The organism is Roseimaritima multifibrata (genome assembly GCF_007741495.1).
In the GTDB taxonomy this organism is placed as follows: Bacteria; Planctomycetota; Planctomycetia; order Pirellulales; family Pirellulaceae; genus Roseimaritima; species Roseimaritima multifibrata.
In genome coordinates this window covers 3,630,711-3,652,172 of the sequence record NZ_CP036262.1, presented here as the reverse complement: position 1 = coordinate 3,652,172, position 21,462 = coordinate 3,630,711, and the positions used below count along the sequence as shown (strand labels likewise).

Below are 21,462 nucleotides of genomic sequence, written 5' to 3'. Positions count from 1 at the left end.
CTGCTGCCGCGATAGCGCACCACCCGGCCATTTCACACAGGTAGCAAATCATGCCAATCGATCGCTTGCGTTGGCCGTCCAACGGCGTCGCGATGTGTGGTTATCTATTAGTGTTTTGCGGCATTCTGAACGGAACCGCTGCAATCGCGCAGCCGTGCCGCATTCAGATCCTGGACCGCGAAAATGACTGGCCAGTCCCCTTGGTCGAATTGCAAACCAACCATGGAGTCCGGTTTGTTTCAGACAACGCTGGAAACATCGCTTTTGACCTGCCCGAATTGATGGGGGAAAAGACCTGGTTTCATGTTCACGGCCATGGCTACGGTCTGCCGGCTGACGGTTTTGGGTTCCGCGGGGTCCAGCTGACCCCACAGCCGGGCGAAACGCTAACGGTCCACGTCGACCGCCAGCTACCAGGCAAACGTCTTGGTCGATTGACGGGGGCTGGAATTTTTGCAGAGAGCCAGAAACTGGGGCTGGAGCTGGCCTGGAAGGATCAAAAGATTCTGGGGTGTGACAGCGTCCAGAACGTCATTCACAAGGGTCGGACTTTCTGGGGGTGGGGCGACACGATTCTGGCCCATTACCCGCTGGGGAACTTTCACATGATCGGAGCGACCACGGCCATTCAGCCGTTGGAAAACCTCCAGCCTCCCGTCCGGTTGCGATTTGAATATTTCACAAATCCAGAATCCGTGCCCCGCAATGTTGCGAAGCTCCCCGGTGAGGGGCCGACTTGGTTGTTTGGTTACGTCAGTTTAAAGGACGCAAACGGAAAACAACATTTGGGGTCCACCTACTCAAAAATCAAACCGCCGCTCGAAGCTTACGAAACGGGGCTCTGCGTTTGGGATGAAGCGAACAAACGTTTTGAAAGAGAGCACGTCGTCTGGTCAAAACAAGACGAATCTGAAACTCCACCACCAATGCCCAGCGGTCACGCGATCTCTTGGACCGATCCGGCGGGCGAGAAATGGATGCTGTTCGGAGATCCGTTTCCAACCCTAAAATGCAAAGCGACTTTTGAATCCTGGAAAGATCCAACTCAGTGGCAGACCCTAAAACCGCAGGCTTTCGTCCAAACCCAAAATGGGGACCGAGCCGTAAAACCTCATCGCGGTGCGGTTGCGTGGTCGAATTATCGCAGGAAGTGGGTGACCGTGTTTACCCAGTTGGCCGGTGAGTCCTCCTATCTTGGAGAACTTTGGTATGCGGAAGCGGACGCACCCACCGGCCCCTGGCGAGGTGCCATCCAAGTGGTTACCCACGATGAATATTCGTTTTACAACCCGCAGCTGCATTTAGAATTTGTCGCTTCGGGATCTCCGGTGCTATTGTTTGAGGCGACTTATACCAAAGAGTTTTCCAAGACAAAAGTTCCAACGCCTCGATTCAATTACAACCAGATTCTATACCGATTGGATTTGGACACGATCGATTTTGAGTAAGACGTTTGGATTGTCCCCTTCCGCGCCGCAAAAGCAGCTCCCAAAGGACGTTCTTTCGCGGAGCGAAAGGCGACAAAAAAAGCCCGTCAACTGTTCCCAGTTGACGGGCTTTTGAGATAGCTAATGATGCTCAAGCGAGATCAGGATTCTTAGAATCCGCAACCGCAGCTTGGTGCAGCAACTTCGCAACCACATGCTGGTTCGCAGCAGTCGTTGTGGCGATGGAATTTGCCGAATAGGTTTTTCAGCAGGTTGTGCTTACGAGGGGCACATACGTCGTCGCATCCGCAAGGTGCTTCGCAACCGCAAGCTGGTTCAACGATAACTTCGCAGCCACAAACTGGTTCGCAGCAGTTGCTGTGCTTCTTCGCGAACAATCCGCGAACTTTGTCACAAAGCGAACGCTTTGGTGCACAACAAGGATCAACAATTTCGCAACCACAAGCGGGTGCAGCAACTTCGCAGCCACATGTTGGGGCAGCGATTTCGCAACCACAAGCTGGCTCGACGTCACAACAAGCGTCGTGTCCACCGAAGTGATGGCCGAATAGGCCGAAGGCGTTTGCATTGGCGGTGCTGCTGACGATAAGAGCGGCTGCCAACATTACAGGAGCAAAAATACGCATCGAAAGGTCTCCAAGGGAGGGTTGTATGGAAGGCTGGAAAGTTACATGCTTTCTCAGACCACCGAAGGACACCCGCCACCAAGGAACTGTGATTCAATCACAAGTTCTTATCCCTAAATCAAACGGACGTGAATCTCTGGGAGGAGACGTACGATTCGATTGAAGGGAGCTTGGCATAGCGATGCACCCCATGGTTCAGGATTAGGTATCGCCTCGCTAACCCGGTTTTCTTTGCCCATCCTTGCGAATTATCTAGCCCGCACCCTTTACCGCCGTCGGTCGCACCAACTTTACCGGTTCTTCCGATTACGGGTCAAACGCAGCGGTTCCGGACGAGCGACTGTATCGACCAGGCAAAGCCTGCGGCCTGCGACCGTTATGCGGACTGGCTCGCAGCGGCAGGTTGTCTGTAACCTCTCCCGAATTCCGCTCTTCCCATCGGATGGTGGCCCAGGAGACCTGGCTCGAATGGAAGCTGGACGTCCCACCGTCTGGCGACCGTAGTGACGGCAGGGACTAGGGACGCTCCGCAGACCGTGGGCAACATGGAAGCGAGCACATACCTGTCGGGATGCCGCCAATCATCCACGGCAGAGCGGAGAATGCAGCCCGCCGAAAATCCGGTTGCCCTGTAGGGTTTTGCGGAACAGGTAAGTTTGAGCTCACAGGTTATGCGACGGTTATCAAGAATCCTTGGTAACACGCTGCGCGTTGCCCTGTGCTTAGTATAAAATCGGGATATCTCTCATTCCGCAAGAACCGCGGAATGACCTTTTCTGCTGTATGCCCTCCAGAGATCCTGATACCGTGGCCCCTGTTCGTTCCGTCAAACCCTCGCCCTTTCACGCGAAAGCCATCCTCAGTGGACTGGTGACCGAACTGCAGTGGCAGACAGCCAAACAGTCCGTCTTCGAACAATTGGCAATCGAACGGAACGTGTCGAACACCCGATCGGACGATGAAGACGACTCGTCCGATGATTCCAACGGCAGCACGCCCCTCCGCGAACGGGACGAACGGCTAGCCAGCTGGTTTGTCGAAACCGGAGTCCTGACACGCTACCAAGCGACCCAGTTGTTGGCCGGACGCAGCAAATTAACCCTCGGCCCCTACATCATCACCGAATGGATCGGCCAGGGAGGCATGGGCCAGGTGTTCAAAGCGGTCCACAAGGTGATGGGACGGGAATCGGCGGTGAAAGTCCTCCCCGCCGAACGGTCGACTGCGGAATCCAGAGAATCCTTCCTGCGGGAGATCCGGTTGCAGGCGGGGCTGGATTGTCCCTATTTGGTGCGTGCGTTTGATGCAGGAGAGGACGGAGGCGTCCACTACCTGGTCACCGAATACGTCCCGGGGACGGATCTGAGGCGACTGATACGCAAACGCGGCCCCCTGCCGACCGAGCAAGCCGCATCGGTGATCATGCAAGCGGCACTTGGGCTGGATTACGCCCATCGCCAAGGATTGGTGCACCGCGATGTGAAACCGGGAAACATATTGGTCACGCCAGAAGGGCACGCCAAGGTGTCCGATGTCGGTTTGGCCGCTTGGTCGATGGGGCTGGATGATGATCCCCGGGCCGGAAAGATCGTCGGGACCGTTGACTACATTTCGCCCGAGCAGATACGGAGCCCATCACAAGTCGGACCGGCCAGCGATATCTATTCGCTCGGCTGCACGATGTATTACGCAATTTGCGGCAAAGTCCCCTACCCCGGCGGCGACAGTCTGTCGAAATGCCGACGGCACTGCGAAGAAACCCCTTGGCATCCTCGCAAATTCGCTCCGGAACTGGATGAGGAACTGGTCGACATTATTGGCGACATGATGGAAAAGGATCCCGAACGCCGTATCAGCTCGGCTGCGGAGGTCGCGTTACGTCTTGAACCCTGGGCCGGTGGGATCGCCGACATCGTCGACCGCCCAACCGACAATCAGCACTGGGCGACTCCGCCGCCTCCTGCCGAGGAAGAAACCAGCGACGGCGAGGAATTGTCGGGGCCGCTGAATATTTCACCGCCACAGTCGGGTGACCTGCTAACGGCCAGCGGTTCAGAGATCGTCCCTCCACCGGTTACCGACGATTCCATCGATAATTCCCAGTTATCAGGATCCTATCTTCCCAGTCCAGGGATCATGCCGGGCTACTACCCTCAGGGCGTGCCTGGATATCAAGGGCGAAGTGCTGGCTTGGCCGTTGCGATCACCTTGGCGATCGCGGTCCCACTTTGCCTGCTGGTTGGGGCAATCCTCGGATTCATCTTCCGTGCGTCGATGGGCTAGTTCGAGTAATGTTCTCGAGGGTCGGTAAGCCCATCGGCCAAACGTCGGAGCGCCTCCGTTTCAATCTGGCGAACGCGTTCACGCGTCAAACCAAGTTTGGCTCCGATCTCTTTTAGCGTATGCGGTTCTTCATTCTCTAAGCCAAACCGCAACTTCAACACCGTTCCTTCGCGATCATCTAGATGTTCCAAAAGATCCATGGCATGACGCAAGATATCGTGATCAAGCATCTCTTCATCGGGACTTTTCAGGCGTTCATCCATCACCATTTCACTCAGCGACCACCCCGAATCGGTCTGGTCACTTTGCGGAGTGCTGTTGTTGATCCGAATCGCCTTCTTGATGATCGGCAACTTCTTTTTGGGCAACCCCAGCATACGAGCGGTTTCTTCGTGGGTCGGCGTCCGCCCAAGTTCTTCACTCAATCTGGAACTAGCACGACGCCATTTGCTTAATAGTTCGACCATGTAGGCGGGAATTCGAATGGTCTTCGAACTATTGATCAATGCCCGTTTGATCGACTGCTTGATCCAGTAACTGGCATAGGTGCTAAACCGAGTCCCCATCGTCGGGTCGAATCCTTCGACCGCCCGCAGGAGCCCGAGGTTGCCCTCTTCGATCAAATCTTGCAGGCCAAGGCCTTTGCCTGTGTAGCCCCGTGCGATATTCACGACCAATCGCAAATTGGCACGAACCATTCGGTCGCGAGCCTCGACGTCGCCGACAGCAATGCGACCAGCCAGATGCGTTTCATCATCGGCCGACAACAGTGCTGTTTCATTGATTTCGCGAAGGTACGTTTCCAGAGGGGACTGGGCACTTCCAGTGGAACGTCCCACGCGAACTTGACGACGGGCCTGTCGAAGTTCGACTTCTTCCGAAACAGGAAGATCTGCAGACTCATTCGCGATAATCGATTCCGTCATGGCAACCTCAGTACGCTTGTATATTCGGTACGAAAATTATGGGAGGACCAGAAATCCATCGCACCGGGAAATGAGGTGGCCGGGCGGGGAGGGTTCGCACGGCACACCGGTTTGACAAGCCCGTTCTTTCAAAGGCCATCTGGTCATACCCTTATCTTTCGGTTGGATAAGCTCAGTGGCCCCAAAAATAAATGCAACAGGCAAGCTAGACCGGATGAACCGAATTTAACGACTGCGTGTCAGGTGTCTGATAACGCGTTCGCACGCTATTTTGGCGTGTTTGGATTTGCATTTAGAAACGGACGGCTGGTAGGTGATGGTAGAGAACATTCCGCTAAAGACGCACCAATTCAACGGTTTGACGATCGAAGGCTACTCTCGAGCGGCCGTACAAACCTGTTGGCGGATCCCCGAATTGAAGCTGGGATTTGATCTGGGAGTCCAGCCCTGGGATTTCATGGGCACACCAAACTGGTTTATCTCCCACACCCATTTGGATCACATCGCAGCCCTCCCCGTCTACGTTTCGCGTCGGCGGATGATGAAAATGGAGCCGCCGACGATCTATCTGCCAGAATGCAACGTCGATGGATGCCAGAAACTTCTGCAAGATTTTTGCCGGCTTGACCGCGGTTCGATGCCATGCGATCTGGTCGGGATCAAAGCGGGCGACGAAATCGAACTGAGCCGCGAATTGGTGGTCGAGGTTCTAGCGACAAAACACACTGTCCCTTCGGTCGGGTTTGTGGTCCACGAACGTCGCAAAAAGCTAAAACCCGAATTTTCCCACTACACCGGTCCCGAACTGAAGGACCTGCGGTTAAGTGGTGTGGAAATTTCCGCGGAAACGCGTGTCCCGCTAATCGGCTATACCGGCGATACCTCCCCGCCCGGTCTGGATAACAATCCGATCTTCTACGAAACGAAGATCCTGATCGCCGAAATGACTTTCCTGGATCCAAACCATCGCAAGGAAAAGATCCACAAACATGGACACATGCATCTAGACGACTTTAAGAAGCGTCGAGACCACTTTAAGAATGAATTGATCATTGCCGGTCACGTCAGCACGCGGTACACCGACAACCAGGCTTTGCAGCTTCTGCGTCGCGGTTTGCCCGACATGTTGGGCGATCGCCTAATGTTATGGGTCTAGGTTCGATGCCAGAATCGGATACTCCTGTCGATTGGCCTGTGCCTCAGGCCGCATACGTCCACGTCCCATTCTGTCGCCATCGTTGTGGATATTGCAATTTTTCGGTGATCGCAGGACGGGATGAATTATCCGAAGCCTACCTGCAAGCGCTTGACTGGGAACTGCAACAGCGGCCGATCATCGAACCGGTCGAAACCCTGTTTCTCGGAGGCGGAACGCCAACACACCTTTCGGTGGAATGGTTGGAACGTTTCTTGCAAATCATTGCCGCCCGCATCCCGCTCCGGCCGAATGCGGAATTTTCGATCGAAGCGAATCCTCGCGACATCGATCAAGCCAAATTGGAATTGCTGCAGCGTTTTGGTCTGAACCGAATCAGTTTGGGAGTCCAGTCGTTCCAGTCTGCGAAATTAGCAACACTGGAAAGAGACCACGACGAAGACATCGCCTCCGCGGCGATTCGGTTAGCCGCTCAGTCGATCCCGCAAGTCTCCATCGATCTGATTTTTGCGGCTCCAGGCGAAACGCTTGATTCCTGGCAACGCGACCTGGATACCGCCCTTGCGCTGCCGATCACTCACCTGTCGACCTACGCCCTCACCTTCGAAAAAGGGACTCAATTCTGGAACCGTCGCGAAAAGAACGAATTGACGACCCACGATGAATTGGTGGAACTGCAGATGTACCAATTGGCTCGTTCCAAAGCCGCCGCCGCTCAGATGACGCAGTACGAGATCTCCAGTTTCGCCGCCGCAAAGTCGGAATGCCGTCATAACCTGCATTACTGGGAGGGGCGAGGTTGGTACGCCTATGGACCAGGGGCTGCAGGATTTGTCGATGGGACACGAACGACCAACCATCGAAGCCCAACAACCTACATTCGGCGTTGCCATTCGGGCGTCTCCCCGATCCAGGATGAAGAACCGATCGGTCGCGTTCAGTGGGCCTGTGAACGCGCCGCGTTCGGGATTCGCCGAATCGCAGGGCTGAATGTGAATCGCCTGCACCGAGAAACGGGCATCGACGTCATGCCCCTTCGGAAAGCGGAACTATCGCCCTGTTTTGAATGGGGGTTAATTGAATGGAGCGACGATCGTTTGCGATTGACCGAAAAAGGTATCCCGCTTGCCGACAGCGTCTCCTCCGCGTTTCTCTAGCCATTTCCCTCCCGCACCGGCGGAGCGTTAAAGTTGCCGCCTTCTCGCTCCGCGACGGAACGCTCCATTAACACTACTTTCGCAGGGGACGTGAAGTTTTTAGGTGACGGTTTTTGTAGCCTTTCTCTCCGCGAAAGCAGCTCCCAAAGGGCGTTCTATCGCGGACCGAAAGGCGACACTCAAAGACGCACAGCCCTGCACGCGGCAAATTTTCCATTTATCGTGGAAACCACCTGATTGATGCAGAATGTTTGACCCCTTGGACGCTGGCGTTTAGCATAGGGGGATAGCGAAACTCTTCTCCCCTCCGCCATTCTGCAAGTAATTTTAGAAGGCGCCCATCTATTGAGGATTACGATGCCCAATATTCACTCAAGCCAAACTTCTATAGCCTTGGTGAAAGAGCGAATGGATTTAGTAAGCGGCTCCAGTCGCCTATGGATCGGATTTTGGACCTGGGTATTGGTCATGGCAACCACGACCGCTTGCTTTGCTCAGGCACCTAAAAAACGGCCTGGTGAGAAGGAAGAACGCCCATTCCAGATCGTCGCGATCGAAACCAAAGATGGAGTTCGTCTGCGCGCTGCCTATTTCCCTTCGGATAAAGAAAAGGATGCCGTTCCGGTTCTGATCGTTCACGAATGGGGCGGCCAAGCCAGTCCCTATTTGCGGTTAGGTTTGGCGCTTAAAAAAGCTGGCTGTGCGGTCCTGATTCCCGAACTTCGCGGGCATGGAGCGAGCAATAAGTACACCACACTCAGTGGCGGCGAAGAAGAATTTGATCTTTCTAAAATGGGCCAAGCCGATGTTGCTCTGATGCTCAGTCGAGACCTCGAATCTTGCAAAGGATTTTTGAAAGAGAAAAACGATGCGGGTGAATTAAACCTAAATGCCTTGACTCTGATCGGAGTCAAAGAAGGGGCGGCGTTGGCGGCGGAGTGGGCGATCGCCGATTGGAATTTCCCCAGCCTTGGCAGCAAGAAACAGGGGCAAGATGTTCGCGCGATGATTTACGTTTCTCCAGAAGAACTGCATAAAGGGGTCCGACTGGACAAAACGTTCCGCGATCGATTCGTCTGGCGTCTGCCTACCTTGATCATCGCAGGAAAAGGTTCGCCGGAAATGGGCGCAGCCAACACCGTCCATGATCGTTTGGAAAAAATGCGCAAAAAGGCTCGCATGACCGATGAGGAAGCCAACAAAATGTTCCTGGCCAACGCCAGCCTTTCGGGGGCAAACCTCATTCAAAACGATCCGGCAGTGACCACGGAAATTGTCAATTTCATCAATAGTCAGGTCCTCACGAACATTCTTAAGTTCCGCTGGATTAACCGCAGCGAGTAACGGTTGCCTGTACGACCTGACGGTAGCATGCTAGATTCAGCAGCTTGAGCGAGTGGGCGGGACGGTCGCCTGATCGGTGAATTTTCATCGCGCGGGAGGAAAGTCCGGGCTCCATAGGACAGGGTGGTCGGTAACCCCGACCGGCTGTGAGGCTAGGGCTAGTGCAGCAGAAAGCAAACCGCCAAACGGCATGGTTCGCCATGTGCGTGGTAAGGGTGAAACGGTGCGGTAAGAGCGCACCAGCGTTGGAGGCGACTTCAGCGGCTTGGTAAACCCCACCCGGAGCTAGACCAAACAGAAAGGAACGTCGGTGAATGCCGGCGGCGAGTCGGTTCGCCTCGCTTGACTTTCGGGTAGGTCGCTAGAGGCGGCGAGCAATCGTCGTCCCAGATAAATGATCGTCACCAATCAAACGCTGCACGCAGTTTTTGAATGGGACAGAACCCGGCTTACAAACCCACTCGCTCAATTTCTTTTTGCAGCTACGGCAGTGTCGCCTTTCGCTCCGCGAAAGAACGCCTTCTTCAAGCAGCTTTCGCGGAGGACGGGCGACAATAACGAATGAAGGGGCGAATTAGCCCAATTGGCAATGCTTTAGAATCTCGCCCGGAGTCGCTTTGTAGCCGACGTAGAAGGGGCCAAATTCGGCGTATTTTGCACTCGCTTCATCGAACCGCATCTTGTAGACGATTTCGCGCAGGTATTCTGGGTTTCGGCCCCACAGCGTGACCATCCATTCCCAGTCATCCAGTCCCACGCCAACGGTAATCAACTGGCTTACCCGTCCGGCAAAGGCGATCCCACTTCGCGCGTGTTCGGCCATCAGCGCGTTGCGCCGCGAAAATGGCTCGGTGAACCAGTTTGCCCCCACGACTCGGCTCTTGTTCATCGGGTAGAAACAGGCGGAAGGCCAGTCGGGAAAGTCAGGGGAAAGCCGCTGTTGGTTCATCATCGGCAAGCGTTTGCCATACGCGTTCATCTTCGCTTCGAACGCTGGCGATCCCGCTTCTTCCCCCTCACGAAGAAGACGCTCACCATAGGTCTCCAAGCTGGGAACGTATTCGCTGATTTCGCTCATCGACACAAACGACCAGGTTGGGTCGATCGCAACGCCCAGTGGGCTTCCCATGATTTGTTGATGAACCGAATCCAATGTCAAAGGATTGGGATCCATCGACATCACGATGCAGTCGGCGCGGTGGCCGCTGGTGATATAGCCCTGAAGCCGCTGCGGTGCGGTATCGGAATCACCTTGCAAAGCGGCGATGAAGGCTTCTTTTCCCTTGGCAAGTTGGTCGGGCGTTAAAGCACTCAGGGCAGCTCGATTGAAACGGTAGCAAAAATGGGAACAGTGCCAACCTTGCGAAGGGATGATGGAAGGGTCCGGCAAGGGTGCATGTGACGGGCGAGTCGACATGATGGGTCTCGGTATGGAGAAAGTATCGTAAAACGGGCCACCGCAAGCCGAGGATGACTTCGTGGCACCGCTCTGGGAAGGGAGACAGTCCTTCCTAGTTTAGCGGATGGCAGCCGGATCCATCGAGCCCCTCCTCTCTGAGGGGATGCCAGCCGGGCTACCCGACCTACACGTGCCCTTGTAATCGTTAGTTCCGTCAAGGCCGCCCGCAATGCGAAGGCTAACCAAATAACTAGGTCTGGTTCGCCTTGCCTACGGGTTGCTGCGTTCTACATCTTGAGTGCCCCATACATTTACGCCAGTGGTCTCCCATGATATCCCTCCGCTCCACGTTGCTGTCGCTGCGACGAATCGCAACTCGACCACTCCGCCGGCGCGCGATGGAAAAGTTGATGCGTGAAGGGCAAGCCCCGATCTATTCGGTCTTCTATCATCGCGTTGCTGACGAATATCCGAACCCGTGGACGATTTCCTGCCGCGAATTTGAACGCCAAATCGATTACATGCAAAGCCGATTCGAATTGATCGGCTTGGATGAATTGCAGCGTCGTGTTCGAGAAGGAAATTCCACACAGCCTGCTGTCGCCATTACCTTTGATGATGGCTATGCCGAAAACTGTCGTTTCGCTTTGCCATTACTGATGCAGCGAAAGATCCCTTGCACCTATTTTGTCACCACTGGGCATGTAATATCGGGAGAACCCTTCTCCCATGATATTGCTCGAGGGATCCCGTTGCCGATCAATTCAGCCGAAGAACTGCGTGCTGCGGCGGATGGTGGGATCGAAATTGGCTTGCATACACGAACTCACATCGATTTAGCGAACGTCTTTGATACCAATATTTTGAATCGCGAGATCAAAGACGCAAACGCTGAACTGGAAGATATGATCGGTCGGCGGGTTCGCTATTTTGCGTTCCCCTACGGATTGCCACAGCAGATCACGCAATCGGCGATCGACGTCATCCAAGAGACCGGCCTGGAGGGATTCTGTAGCGCTTATGGTGCGTACAACTTCCCTGGTCGCAACTCCTTCCATATTCGCCGTTTTCACGCAGACCCCGATTTCAGCCGCTTACAAAACTGGCTCGATTTTGACTCTCGTAAAGTCCGTATCGAACCCTACGTTCCGTACCATTTGTCATCGACTAAATCCACTCCTCAGGCAATCTCCAGGTGATCATGCTACGCCGGATTCCATTTTGGTTTCGATCCTCCAAACGGAACAATGTCGATCGTCCGCTAAAAGTTCTGTTTGTTATCACCAGCATGCCAGTTGGTGGAGCCGAAACATTGCTTGTCAACCTGCTGGATCGGCTGGATGCAAAACGGATGGTTGGAGAGGTTGTTTGCCTCAAAGAACCAGGACCGCTGGGGCAACAGATTTCACATCGCGTCCCCCTGCATGCGAACCTGCTGCACAGTAAATGGGATCTGGGCATCGTTCGTCGCTTAGGAAAACTATTCAAAGAACGCGAAGCCGACGCGGTGATCACCGTCGGGGCCGGCGACAAAATGTTCTGGGGCCGTTTGGCGGCTTGGTTTGCAGGCGTTCCTGTGATTGCAAGCGCCCTCCATTCAACCGGCTGGCCCGATGGTGTCGGTAGGCTGAATCGGATGTTGACGCCATTGACCGACGGCTTCATCGCCGTTGCCGACAGTCACGGGGATTTCATGCGATCCCACGAGCGTTTCCCTGCCGACCGCGTCCATGTTGTCCGCAACGGAATCGATACCGATCGCTTCTCCCGTCGTGCAACCGCCGAAGGCTCGGTAGACCAATCCAATATTCGCAAAGAACTGGGACTAGCAGCCGACACGCCGTTGGTCGGAATTGTCGCTGCCCTCCGTTCCGAAAAGAACCATGGGATGTTCCTGAAGGTTGCCAAACAGGTTTTGGAAACCACGCCGAATGCACACTTCATCATTGTCGGAGACGGTCCGATGCGTCCCGACATCGAAACGGAGATGGCGGAACTGCAGATTCAAGATCGGGTTCACCTGCTAGGGACCCGGCATGACACGCCACAAATCGTCGCATCACTGGATGTGTTTCTACTGACATCTCACAACGAAGCGAGCCCTGTTTCGATTCTTGAAGCCCTCGCATGCGAAACACCGGTCGTCAGCAACGATGTCGGATCGATCGCCGAGTCAGTGGTACATGGTGAAACAGGATACTTGGTGCAGAACGCTGACGTTCAAGTGGCAGCAAAGTACGTGTCCGATTTACTCGCCGACCCCGACCAGCGGAAACAAATGGGAGCCGCCGGAAGAAAGCTAGTCCTCCGTTCCGGATCGCTGCAAGCGATGACGGACGGTTATCAGAATCTGGTCGAAAAAATCTACAGCGATAACACAGCCGTCGTGAAGGCTGACGCCAACCAGTTGGTTGCCGCCCCACTGCGCAAACAGCATCCGATTTCTTAGCTTGGTCCGGCACTGGGAAACCAGACCTATGACGACCTGTTAACGCGTTGGGTCCCGGTACCTGGCAACTCAGCCAAGCATCCCGGCACGAAAAGAACTTCGTGGCTGGAGACGGATTTTTGATTTAATCTCGTCTTCGTAGACGACCAGAAGGACATATAACAAGATCGCCAGCAGCATCCCCGCGCCGAACCATAACAGGTACTGGACTCCCCGATTCCCTTGCGACTCGGTTCGCCCTGCTTCGATGGCCAACATCGCTTCCGCTACTTTCTTACGCTTGTCCGACGCCAACGAATCGACAACCGGTGCCGGCTTTATCGAAACGGGTAGCGGGCGTTCAGGTTTCTCAGCCGCCACAGCGATCAAGTCTTCGACGGCGACCTGCTCATTACCGATCCATACGGATTGATCGGGTTGAACGGAGACCGCGCGGTTCACCCGGTGCCGAACGCCCCGAAGCTTGATAGCGATCCCGTTCGTGCTATGTAGATCTTCCAAGACCCACGTTTCTTGATATCCGACAAGAAATCGGGCGTGCAGGTTGGAAATCCTGGGCTGAGTGATTCGGAAATCGCTCTCCGGTGCCCGTCCGATAAGGACAATCTGCTTGGCTCCTAGGCTGTCCGGCCAGGGCATCGGACAAGAGGTTCCCAACGTGATTTGATTCGATGGCTGAACCGTTTGCCGCTCTCGAATACGTTTCCCATCAACAAAAGTTCCGTTCGTGCTTCCCAGATCTTCTAGGGAGTAGAAGTTGCCACTGCGGCTCAGGCGGCAATGCGCAGCGGAAACCTTCGGTTCGTCGACCAGCAAGTCGCAGGACTCACCCGACCCGATTAGCCATTGTTGATCCGCCATACAACTTCAAATTCAGACAGGCAATAAAAAGAGCTCCACCGCAAAGATTGAAGCGTTACTTCATTGTAGCAAGCATCGATCTCTATTGACGCCCGGTGCCCGTTTTCCGTACACCAAAGTCCAGAAATTAAGGTTTCCCGGAGGGTTGATTCAATGAACGTACGGACGATAAACGCGATCTTAGGATTACTGGTTGCGATCCATCTGTTAATCCCGACTCCTGTGGCTGTCGGTGCGCCTCCGCAAATCGGGGACGCAAGCCCTGCAGAGAAATGGGTTGCCTCCCTTTCGCCTTCTAATTGGAAACTGCCAACCTGGAGTTCCACGGATAAACCGAGCAAGAAAAAGACGGCAAAACCGGCTCAAAAGTCGACGGCCAATCAGATTTCCCAAAGCGTTGGTCGAGGCTGGCAAAAGACGACAGCGGTAATGAATCCAATGAATTTGTTCCCTAGCACCTCAACAGCTGTAAAATCAGAGGAAGATGCCGATTCGCCTGGATTCTTCGAGCGTTGGTTCACGCCGCCAGAAGAGCCCAAAAAGATCGAAACAATTAACGACTTTTTAAGGCAACCCTCGCCTTATTAGCCTAGCGTCCTCATCCGGCAATGCCATGAACAGCAAGACTCCCAGCAGCATTCGCTTCCCTCGACGGTCGGCACACGCAGCAATCATGGGAGGTCTGGCCCTGGGCTCAATGCGGTCGCTATCCGCGACCCCGGCTAAGCGGGGGACGCAAGAACGTTCGGAAGCGGGGTTGGGCGCTGCGGATTTAGACAATGCAATCCTTCCTTGGATGCTGAAGAATCAAGTCCACGGGGCCTCTGTGGCAGTAGCACGACGCGGACAATTGGTTCACGCCAGAGGTTACGGGTGGACCGATCGGCAGGCACAAAAAGTGGTTCAGCCTCACCACTTATTTCGCATTGCGAGTATTTCGAAACCGCTGACCGCGGTCGCAGTCCTGCAACTGGTGGAACAGGGCATCGTTTCGCTAAAGGATCCGATCGTCAAGTATTTGCCTCTGCAACCTAAGGATCCTCGGTTCGAAAAAATTACGGTCCTGCACCTATTACAACATTCGGGAGGTTTCGATCGGAGCAGTCGTTTCGATCCGATGTTCCATGACACTCAGATTGCGGAAACGCTTGACGTTCCGTTGCCGGTTTATCAGTCTGATATTATTCGATTCATGGCAGACCAACCGTTGGACTTTGGTCCCGGGACTCGCCACGCCTACTCCAATTTTGGCTATACGTTGCTAGGCGAGATGATTCAGGTCGTCAGTCGAAAGAGTTACCAAGGTCAAGTGCAGTCGGCCGTTTTGGATCCGCTTGGCGTTCAGCGGATGCAGCTCGGAAAAACCGCCAAGAATCTTGCTCACACGGACGAAGTTTCCTACGTCCCTGACAACGATAAACGATTCCCGTCGGTCTTGGAGGCGTCGCGACCAATGGTTCCTGGCCCCTACGGCCGTTTTCATTTGGAACCGATGGCAGCCCACGGTGGATGGCTGGCGACGGCCGTTGACCTAGTTCGCTTTGCAACCGCGATTCAAGGGTTCACTGCCCAGCCGTTGCTACAGGATTCGTCTCAACAAACGCTGCGAAAACGCCCTGACTTCACAAAGCCAACCGCCTCAAGTTACTACGGGTGTGGAGTCTCCGTACGCCCCGTCGGTACGGGCAAATACAACGTCTGGCACAATGGTGCATTGAATGGAACCAATTCACTGTGGGTGATGCGGCACGATGGTTTTGCTTGGGCAATCCTGTTCAGCCAACGGAGCAATCAGGATGGCAAAAGCCTTGTCGGGCAGATCGATGGCCCGATGCACCGCTTTGTCGATCAAGTCACCGACTGGCCGTCGCCCTCGCCGTTTGAAGCTTTTCTCTAGATCAACCGCTTCGATCACCACAAGGTTCGAGCGTAGCCGCAGAACACGGGGTGCCTACCCAAACAATTTCGCTTTCGCTGTGACGCATAACAATATCGCGGCCGGCAACGTCTACTGTAGGCTCATGCAAACTCCAGTTACAAAAAAGGGAGTCGTGAGCGAACGGCTTCATCGACAACAGAAACAGTCTTCGAACATGCAGATCGAATCGGAAAACAGCTCTAGTCCCATGCAGTGACTTGCTGCGTCAACACAAATCATCACTTGCGTCATAGGCCTTCGGTGCCCGAGCCATTTTCGAGATGAAGTAGGTCGAGGAATTCGGATTTGGTTATCCCTCCATCTCTCTGCCGCAGAACATTGCCGTCCTTATCCGCAACGACCGTCTTCGGCGTACTGCCGACGCTGTATCGTTTTAACGCGTCAACGGCACCGGGATCATTTACGTCTAACATTACGGGGACGAACTTGGCATTCACCGTAGCCGCGACCTCGTCGTCTGCCCAAACGTTCCGTTTCATTATCCGGCAAGGAACGCACCAATCCCCTGTGAAGAAGAGAATAATGGGTTTGTCAGATTGGACCGCCTGTTGCTGCGCCGCAGCGTAGTTCTCGGCCCAGACGACGCTGTTGGAGGGGACGTAAAAGCAATACCAAGCATAAGCTAGCGATACCACAAGAAATGTGAGCCAAAACGCTTGCCACAGACGATGAAGGATGCCGCGACCGCTGGCCGGGGCAGGATCCGAAGGTGGTTGCGGCTGGGAATTTGAGTTCCCTAACACATTGCTTGAACTCATCGAACACCTTCGTGAAGGAAGAATCGGATGGCCAGACCAGCCAGCCGACGCTGGCAACAAAATCCCTGACATCCCATCTATTAAGGGCCGCCATTCGAGGACTTCGAGGCGCGAATTTCGCAAACTAGTCAAAATTTAACAGGAATGCAACGGTTTGATGGGCGGTAGCCACAACCGAGCAGACACAGACGCTCTTCCATCCTGCGGCTTACACTGGCGATCACCGCTGTTCTACGCCTGGTTCCAAAATTCGACGCAACCAGTCGATTGTCAATTTGTTGCCGGCAATCCCAACCGGAAATCCCAACCACAAACATTCGCAAAGATCTGCGACATTGGCGGGCCGAATACGACACATGAAATCGCCGCCGATTCACAAGCAGTGAGTCGTTGGTGGCACCACTGCGCGGTTGTCAATCACGCGGACCTTACTGGGTATCTGGTGTTGGAGGAACCACGTCGGAAATCACGTTTTCGGCGCGCCGCTGAAGCAACGGTTGTGAGGCTTTCAACAAGTTGCCACGGATCCGGACGTTTTCGGCTCCGTTGAGCGAAATTGCATGGTCGGCGGCGCTGATTTGGTTGCCGCTGATGAGGACGTCTTCGCCGGGCTGGTCGTTGTAACGCGAATTTCCCCAAACATAAAGTCCCGTCGGATTGTTCTCCGTTCCCAGTATCGTATTCCCACGAACGGTTAGGCCTTTGGTATAGCCAAACTGAACGACCGATCCGGATTGCTCTCCTGCGGAAACGATGTTGTCACTGATCAACAGATTGGAGTTGCCGTTACCGACGATCCGTCCCTCGACCGTATTGCCTCGAATGATCATGCCATCGACTCCACCCGCGAGGATCGATTTGCGGCACTGGTTATTTTCGATGATTACGTTTTTCAATCCTCGAGCGTGTTCGACGTGGATAGTGGAACCGCCCGGTTTTACCGAGTGTTCCAGGTCTCGGCAGCCAGTCACCAAATAATCGCGGGACCCGGGACCTCCTCCCATTTGAATTCCCTGGCGGATGAAATTCCGCAGCGTACAGTCACGCACGGTGATGCTTCGGCAGTTATACGAAAATGCCATGCAGTCACCGGAAAAGTTTTCAGCAAACACATTAACGACGGTCACGTTTTCGATCACATGATCTTTGTTGTAGAACCACAGGCCAGCATTGTGCTCGGGTGTCTCGCCCTTGACGTAGGCGGCGTGTGTATTGGAACCGTCTAGGTGCAGGTCACGAATCATGACGTTGGTTGTTCCAGCGTCGACCGGCGCACCGATCATCCGCCAATAGTTGCTCTCATTGACTTCGGCTGCGAACTTAAGAATCGACGCGGCTCCCTCACCTCGAAGCGTTGTATTGGGAGGAATTTCAAGAATGGGCGATTCATTATTGCGCCGCGACAGAAGGAATGTCCCCGCCGGAACAAACACGGTCCCGCCTCCCGCATCGCCGCAAGCGGCAAGAGCGTTCTCCATAGCCTGCGTATCATCGCTCTCGTCTCCCGCTGTCGCGCCGAAGTCTGTGATGTTGTACTCGCCCGCGGTCCCGGGAATCGTCAAAACAACAAACAGGAACAAGCTGGTTGCAATCAATTTCATATTTGAACCCTGCGTCTCGATCGAAGATTGGCGAGAATCGGGATGTGCGATTGATAGGTTGGCGCTTTCCTCGCGGATTGCAGTGGAGTGGAGTGGAAAGAGACCAAACGCCCAACCCGCTGCGTCAACGAGGGATAGCGCCCTGCTCTTCCTGTCCCTCGCTTGATGATTAAATCAACAAGCCGCTACACAGCAACTTAGGATCTCGGATCCCTGCTACCTTACTCGCAACTTATCTATCGCACGTCCCAATCGCATGATACCCCTATTGGGCATCCAATGCGCACGTATCCAATCAGACATGCGCCAGGGGCATTCGCATGTTTCGGAGTCCACAGCAGAACGCTGTGCTGGGAATCAGCCTGAATCGTTTTGATCACAAGCTCTAGCAGGCATTTCAACAACTCAAGCAATACTGTTCGCCAGACCCTCACAACAAACGGTTTGGTAGTTTCCCCTGTCCGCCAGGTAACATGCCGACGGAGCCGTTTCCACAACCTTACGAAACTCAGGGCCGTACAAGAATTTAAAAAGGCTCAGGAAAAAAAGCATCCAGCCGGGCGGGCGACAGATTTACAGATTCTCTCGCACGCAGGCAAAAAGCATTTCCGCTAGGTGACCAAAGATCCGTTCAAAAACGTTTAAGAGAAACGAAAGAGAAGGACTGAACCATCACGTATTTAGTTCACGTTGCAGATTTCGCCTCAGCGGAAAAAGTCGTTCGGGGGGAACTTCCAATAGAGGAACCAAGTGAATCCGTCGGACAAAGTGTGATGTCGCAATTGTCTATCCGCGTTCCCAACGCATGAAGGTGCGCAATTGATCGACAATTTCGATCCAGGTATTTCCCTTTGAATTCTCCACCCTAGCAATCAAGGTGCTCAAAATATTCGCCGGTTCATAACGTTCGACGATATGGACCAGGCAATCCTTGCTTCTACAAAGTGCTTCCTCCAGCGCAAGCGGAGTCGAAACAAGGCATTGAAAATACTCTGGATCGGTTTCGTCGGTGCCTATTACAAGCACGATCCATCCATAGTGGACTGTAACATCCGGAGGGACAAAGGAGATGAAGTCATCCACCGAAGCGAAATCGTGCGGATAAACGGACCTGACGATGGCGTGTAGCATGAGACCGTTTCGGTAATCAAGTTCTCGCGGCAGACTGATCATTTACGACAGACGGGGCGACCATCAGCTGTGCTTATTCACGCCATGACGATGTTTACGAACTCAGCCTTCTTCTGGATCGAGTTGCTCGGGCGCGGTCTTCTCCCATTTCTGTTCTTTCTCGGCTTCGGTTGGTTCCTCAAATGGCCGGACGACGCGGAACCCGACTCCGAGTGCATCGGTGTGATACCAGATGCTTCGCGGAAGCTGAGGGTCTTGTTGCTTCCAGTCCGGGTCGGAGTAGACGCGTGCGGCACTTCTCAAGATCTCGGCATCGTCATCCCAGCTGCCACCACGAACCACGCGCGGGTACAGTTCGGTGGGAATTTGCAGCGGGTTGCTGATCACTCCGGTACCCGCAGCGGCATAGTTGTCGGGAACGTATTGATCTAATACCCACTCGGCAACGTTCCCATGCATGTCGTACAGCCCCCATGGATTGGGCTTCTTCTGACCTACTTTTTCATACTTGTCCTCGGTGTTGTCGAAAAACCAGGCGTACTCCCCAAGGTCGCTGACGTCATCGCCGAAGGAGTAGGCGGTTTTGGTTCCTGCGCGACAGGCGTATTCCCACTCCGCCTCGGTCGGCAGCCGATAGTAGCGTCCGGTTTTGGCGGTCAGCCACTTACAAAACACCCTGGCTGAATGTTGCGTCATGCAAATCGCAGGGTGTCGCCCTTTCCCACGGCCGAAGCTCATGTCGGTGTATGGTTCGGTCGGCCGCGATACCCCATCGACCAGTAGGTCCCGTTCGCCTGCCTTTTTCGCCATCATCTTGCGACGCAATTGGTCCATCTGCTCGGTCCAGACGTCGTATTGGTCCCAAGTGATTTCATACTTGCCCATCCAGAACGGATCTATTTTGACTTGATGCTGAGGCCCTTCGTCGTCATTGCGATCCGCTTCCTCCTCAGGGCTTCCCATCGTAAACGTGCCTCCAGGAATCGGCACCAATTCGATGCTCTCCTCGGTATGTTCAAGGAGTTCCGTATACGGTTTCATTTTTTCAGGTGAATCCGCCTCGGCATCTGGATTCGGCACCGGCGCCAACTTAGCTGCGGCGTCTTCTGCGGACAGCGTCGCGGGGTTGGCAGATGTAAGCATCACAGCGATCAGGCATGCCGCCATCGAAAGCGTTGAGCAGGAACGAGCGTTTAGGGAAGTGATGAATCGCATTACTTGGCAGCTTCTTTTTGGGATGGAGGGGTTGGGCGATGAGTCCATTCGGGCGACCCTTCTGGATCCGCTTGGGACGGGGATTTCCCCAGTCCAAAGTCGGATGGTTTTAGATTTAGGTTCTTCCAGTAGTCAGGCGTTCTGATGAAGCCATAGAAACTGGGGTAAAAGGGATCGACGTACTGCACGTCTGCTTTTGCTGGAACTTCTTGGCCGGTTAAAAAGTAGGCGGCATTAACAATCAAACGGCGTAGGTCTTCGTCAACAAAATCAACCGATGCACCTGCGGTCGTGCAGAAAGACTGTCCCATTTGAACGCCATCGGGCGCAACATACGTATGCAACCAGGCCAACGGTTGCATCGGGTCGTTCTTTTCTCCTTCAATCGGCGTCGATTCTGGGTCTAAGGACTCGGTAACAGCACCGCGAAGCAAGATCTCATCCTGGTCCGTCAGATGGATAACGCCATAGACATCCGAAGGTGCAAAGATTTGTCCGACACCTTGAAGGATCGCATGGTCCTCGGCTCCAGGTTCGACAACGCTAAGCGCCCCTTGATGCTTGTGTTTACCGTGATGATTGACCCACTGCTCGCCCAAAATTTTTCGTCCAAACTGTCCGTAGGGCAGGCCCTCGCCAAAGCTGCCATTGCCATTGAAGGCATGCGTTGCCGTACGAATTCCGATAACCGGTTTTCCATCGTTCAGGAATTTGGTGAGGTGAGCAGCTTGGTCAGCGGATGGAATGCGAAAGCGGGTCCCGATGATCAGCAGATCAGCGTCGTCGAGAGCTTCCAATCCTCGCAGTCCCTGCTGGTTATTCGGATCGATGTAGGTGGCATCGTCCGGCCCTAAGGCGAACAAAACCGTGCAGTGGAACCCATGTTTTTGGCTCAGCAGTTTGCCCAACATCGGCATCGTCTCTTCCGTCCGGTATTCTTCATCGCCAGCAACAAGCACCACTCGTTTGGTAGGCGTCACACCGTCCGCGGGGGCAAAGGTCAGGTAGTCGCCAGCGTTTGCGGTCACGGCTCCCATCATGAGAAAGGCAGCAAGGAAAAACCGCATCGACGATAACCGAAAACGGTGCGGCTGACAGCAAGGTTTAGCGCGAACAGGTAAGCAGGACATCAAGTGACTTCCAAAAGGATCTGATTTCAGCAACGGTGG

At 54.3% G+C, this 21,462-nt stretch carries 18 protein-coding genes and 1 other RNA gene; 10 read left to right on the top strand and 9 right to left on the bottom strand.

What is annotated here, in order from left to right:
- Positions 1 to 50 precede the first annotated feature (50 nt).
- The gene (locus FF011L_RS13225) at positions 51 to 1,448 is read left to right on the top strand and encodes a hypothetical protein (protein ID WP_218932600.1); all 1,398 of its coding nucleotides are present in this window, start codon (positions 51 to 53) and stop codon (positions 1,446 to 1,448) included.
- Between the two features lie 149 nt (positions 1,449 to 1,597).
- Here the strand turns inward: FF011L_RS13225 and FF011L_RS13220 are convergent, their stop codons facing one another.
- Positions 1,598 to 2,074 (bottom strand): keratin-like protein, encoded by a 477-nt coding sequence (locus FF011L_RS13220; RefSeq protein WP_145352108.1) that lies wholly within the window; start codon positions 2,072 to 2,074, stop codon positions 1,598 to 1,600.
- A gap of 807 nt (positions 2,075 to 2,881) precedes the next feature.
- Between FF011L_RS13220 and FF011L_RS13215 the strand changes: the two genes are divergently transcribed.
- A complete protein-coding gene (locus FF011L_RS13215; protein WP_246109392.1) occupies positions 2,882 to 4,357 on the top strand; it encodes a serine/threonine protein kinase in 1,476 nt (491 codons plus the stop codon).
- Here FF011L_RS13215 and FF011L_RS13210 read toward each other — a convergent pair.
- The gene (locus FF011L_RS13210; protein ID WP_145352106.1) at positions 4,354 to 5,283 is read right to left on the bottom strand and encodes a sigma-70 family RNA polymerase sigma factor; all 930 of its coding nucleotides are present in this window, start codon (positions 5,281 to 5,283) and stop codon (positions 4,354 to 4,356) included. The genes FF011L_RS13215 and FF011L_RS13210 overlap by 4 nt on opposite strands.
- 316 nt (positions 5,284 to 5,599) lie before the next feature.
- On the opposite strand from FF011L_RS13210, the gene FF011L_RS13205 reads away from it, so the two are divergent.
- The 4 genes from FF011L_RS13205 (at position 5,600) to rnpB (ending at position 9,408) form a co-directional block, all read left to right on the top strand.
- Positions 5,600 to 6,439: an MBL fold metallo-hydrolase gene (locus FF011L_RS13205; RefSeq protein WP_145352105.1), complete on the top strand. Its 840-nt coding sequence runs from the start codon at positions 5,600 to 5,602 to the stop codon at positions 6,437 to 6,439.
- Positions 6,440 to 6,444: 5 nt separating this feature from the next.
- Positions 6,445 to 7,596, top strand: a complete 1,152-nt coding sequence (gene hemW / locus FF011L_RS13200; RefSeq protein WP_145352104.1) for a radical SAM family heme chaperone HemW — start codon at positions 6,445 to 6,447, stop codon at positions 7,594 to 7,596.
- A 357-nt stretch (positions 7,597 to 7,953) separates the two neighbouring features.
- A complete protein-coding gene (locus FF011L_RS13195) occupies positions 7,954 to 8,940 on the top strand; it encodes an alpha/beta hydrolase (protein ID WP_145352103.1) in 987 nt (328 codons plus the stop codon).
- Between the two features lie 49 nt (positions 8,941 to 8,989).
- Positions 8,990 to 9,408, top strand: an RNA gene (rnpB, locus tag FF011L_RS13190) — RNase P RNA component class A.
- A 106-nt stretch (positions 9,409 to 9,514) separates the two neighbouring features.
- On the opposite strand, the gene hemQ is transcribed toward rnpB, so the two are convergent.
- Positions 9,515 to 10,357 (bottom strand): hydrogen peroxide-dependent heme synthase, encoded by an 843-nt coding sequence (hemQ, locus tag FF011L_RS13185; RefSeq protein WP_218932599.1) that lies wholly within the window; start codon positions 10,355 to 10,357, stop codon positions 9,515 to 9,517.
- 311 nt (positions 10,358 to 10,668) lie between these two features.
- Here hemQ and FF011L_RS13180 point away from each other — a divergent pair, with 311 nt between their 5' ends.
- Together FF011L_RS13180 and FF011L_RS13175 are read left to right on the top strand one after the other, a co-directional pair.
- Positions 10,669 to 11,538 carry a polysaccharide deacetylase family protein gene (locus FF011L_RS13180; RefSeq protein WP_145352102.1) on the top strand — a complete coding sequence of 290 codons (870 nt, stop codon included), beginning with the start codon at positions 10,669 to 10,671 and terminating at the stop codon, positions 11,536 to 11,538.
- Positions 11,539 to 11,540: 2 nt separating this feature from the next.
- Entirely contained in the window at positions 11,541 to 12,788 is a 1,248-nt protein-coding gene (locus FF011L_RS13175; RefSeq protein ID WP_246109916.1) for a glycosyltransferase, read from the top strand.
- A 69-nt stretch (positions 12,789 to 12,857) separates the two neighbouring features.
- Here the strand turns inward: FF011L_RS13175 and FF011L_RS13170 are convergent, their stop codons facing one another.
- The gene (locus FF011L_RS13170) at positions 12,858 to 13,649 is read right to left on the bottom strand and encodes an FHA domain-containing protein (RefSeq protein WP_145352101.1); all 792 of its coding nucleotides are present in this window, start codon (positions 13,647 to 13,649) and stop codon (positions 12,858 to 12,860) included.
- 153 nt (positions 13,650 to 13,802) lie between these two features.
- Here FF011L_RS13170 and FF011L_RS13165 point away from each other — a divergent pair, with 153 nt between their 5' ends.
- Together FF011L_RS13165 and FF011L_RS13160 are read left to right on the top strand one after the other, a co-directional pair.
- Complete coding sequence (locus FF011L_RS13165) at positions 13,803 to 14,237, top strand: hypothetical protein (protein WP_145352100.1); 435 nt, start codon at positions 13,803 to 13,805, stop codon at positions 14,235 to 14,237.
- A gap of 25 nt (positions 14,238 to 14,262) precedes the next feature.
- Positions 14,263 to 15,546 (top strand): serine hydrolase domain-containing protein, encoded by a 1,284-nt coding sequence (locus tag FF011L_RS13160; protein ID WP_145352099.1) that lies wholly within the window; start codon positions 14,263 to 14,265, stop codon positions 15,544 to 15,546.
- A 269-nt stretch (positions 15,547 to 15,815) separates the two neighbouring features.
- Here FF011L_RS13160 and FF011L_RS13155 read toward each other — a convergent pair whose 3' ends face one another.
- From FF011L_RS13155 to FF011L_RS13135, 5 genes are all read right to left on the bottom strand, one after another.
- Entirely contained in the window at positions 15,816 to 16,346 is a 531-nt protein-coding gene (locus tag FF011L_RS13155) for a thioredoxin family protein (protein ID WP_145352098.1), read from the bottom strand.
- A 428-nt stretch (positions 16,347 to 16,774) separates the two neighbouring features.
- The gene (locus tag FF011L_RS13150; protein ID WP_145352097.1) at positions 16,775 to 17,947 is read right to left on the bottom strand and encodes a right-handed parallel beta-helix repeat-containing protein; all 1,173 of its coding nucleotides are present in this window, start codon (positions 17,945 to 17,947) and stop codon (positions 16,775 to 16,777) included.
- A gap of 786 nt (positions 17,948 to 18,733) precedes the next feature.
- Complete coding sequence (locus FF011L_RS13145; protein ID WP_218932598.1) at positions 18,734 to 19,030, bottom strand: Imm8 family immunity protein; 297 nt, start codon at positions 19,028 to 19,030, stop codon at positions 18,734 to 18,736.
- A gap of 150 nt (positions 19,031 to 19,180) precedes the next feature.
- A complete protein-coding gene (locus tag FF011L_RS13140) occupies positions 19,181 to 20,293 on the bottom strand; it encodes a formylglycine-generating enzyme family protein (RefSeq protein ID WP_246109391.1) in 1,113 nt (370 codons plus the stop codon).
- Positions 20,293 to 21,423, bottom strand: a complete 1,131-nt coding sequence (locus FF011L_RS13135; protein ID WP_246109390.1) for a ThuA domain-containing protein — start codon at positions 21,421 to 21,423, stop codon at positions 20,293 to 20,295. Before FF011L_RS13135 ends, FF011L_RS13140 begins: the two co-directional genes overlap by 1 nt.
- Between the last annotated feature and the right edge of the window lie 39 nt (positions 21,424 to 21,462).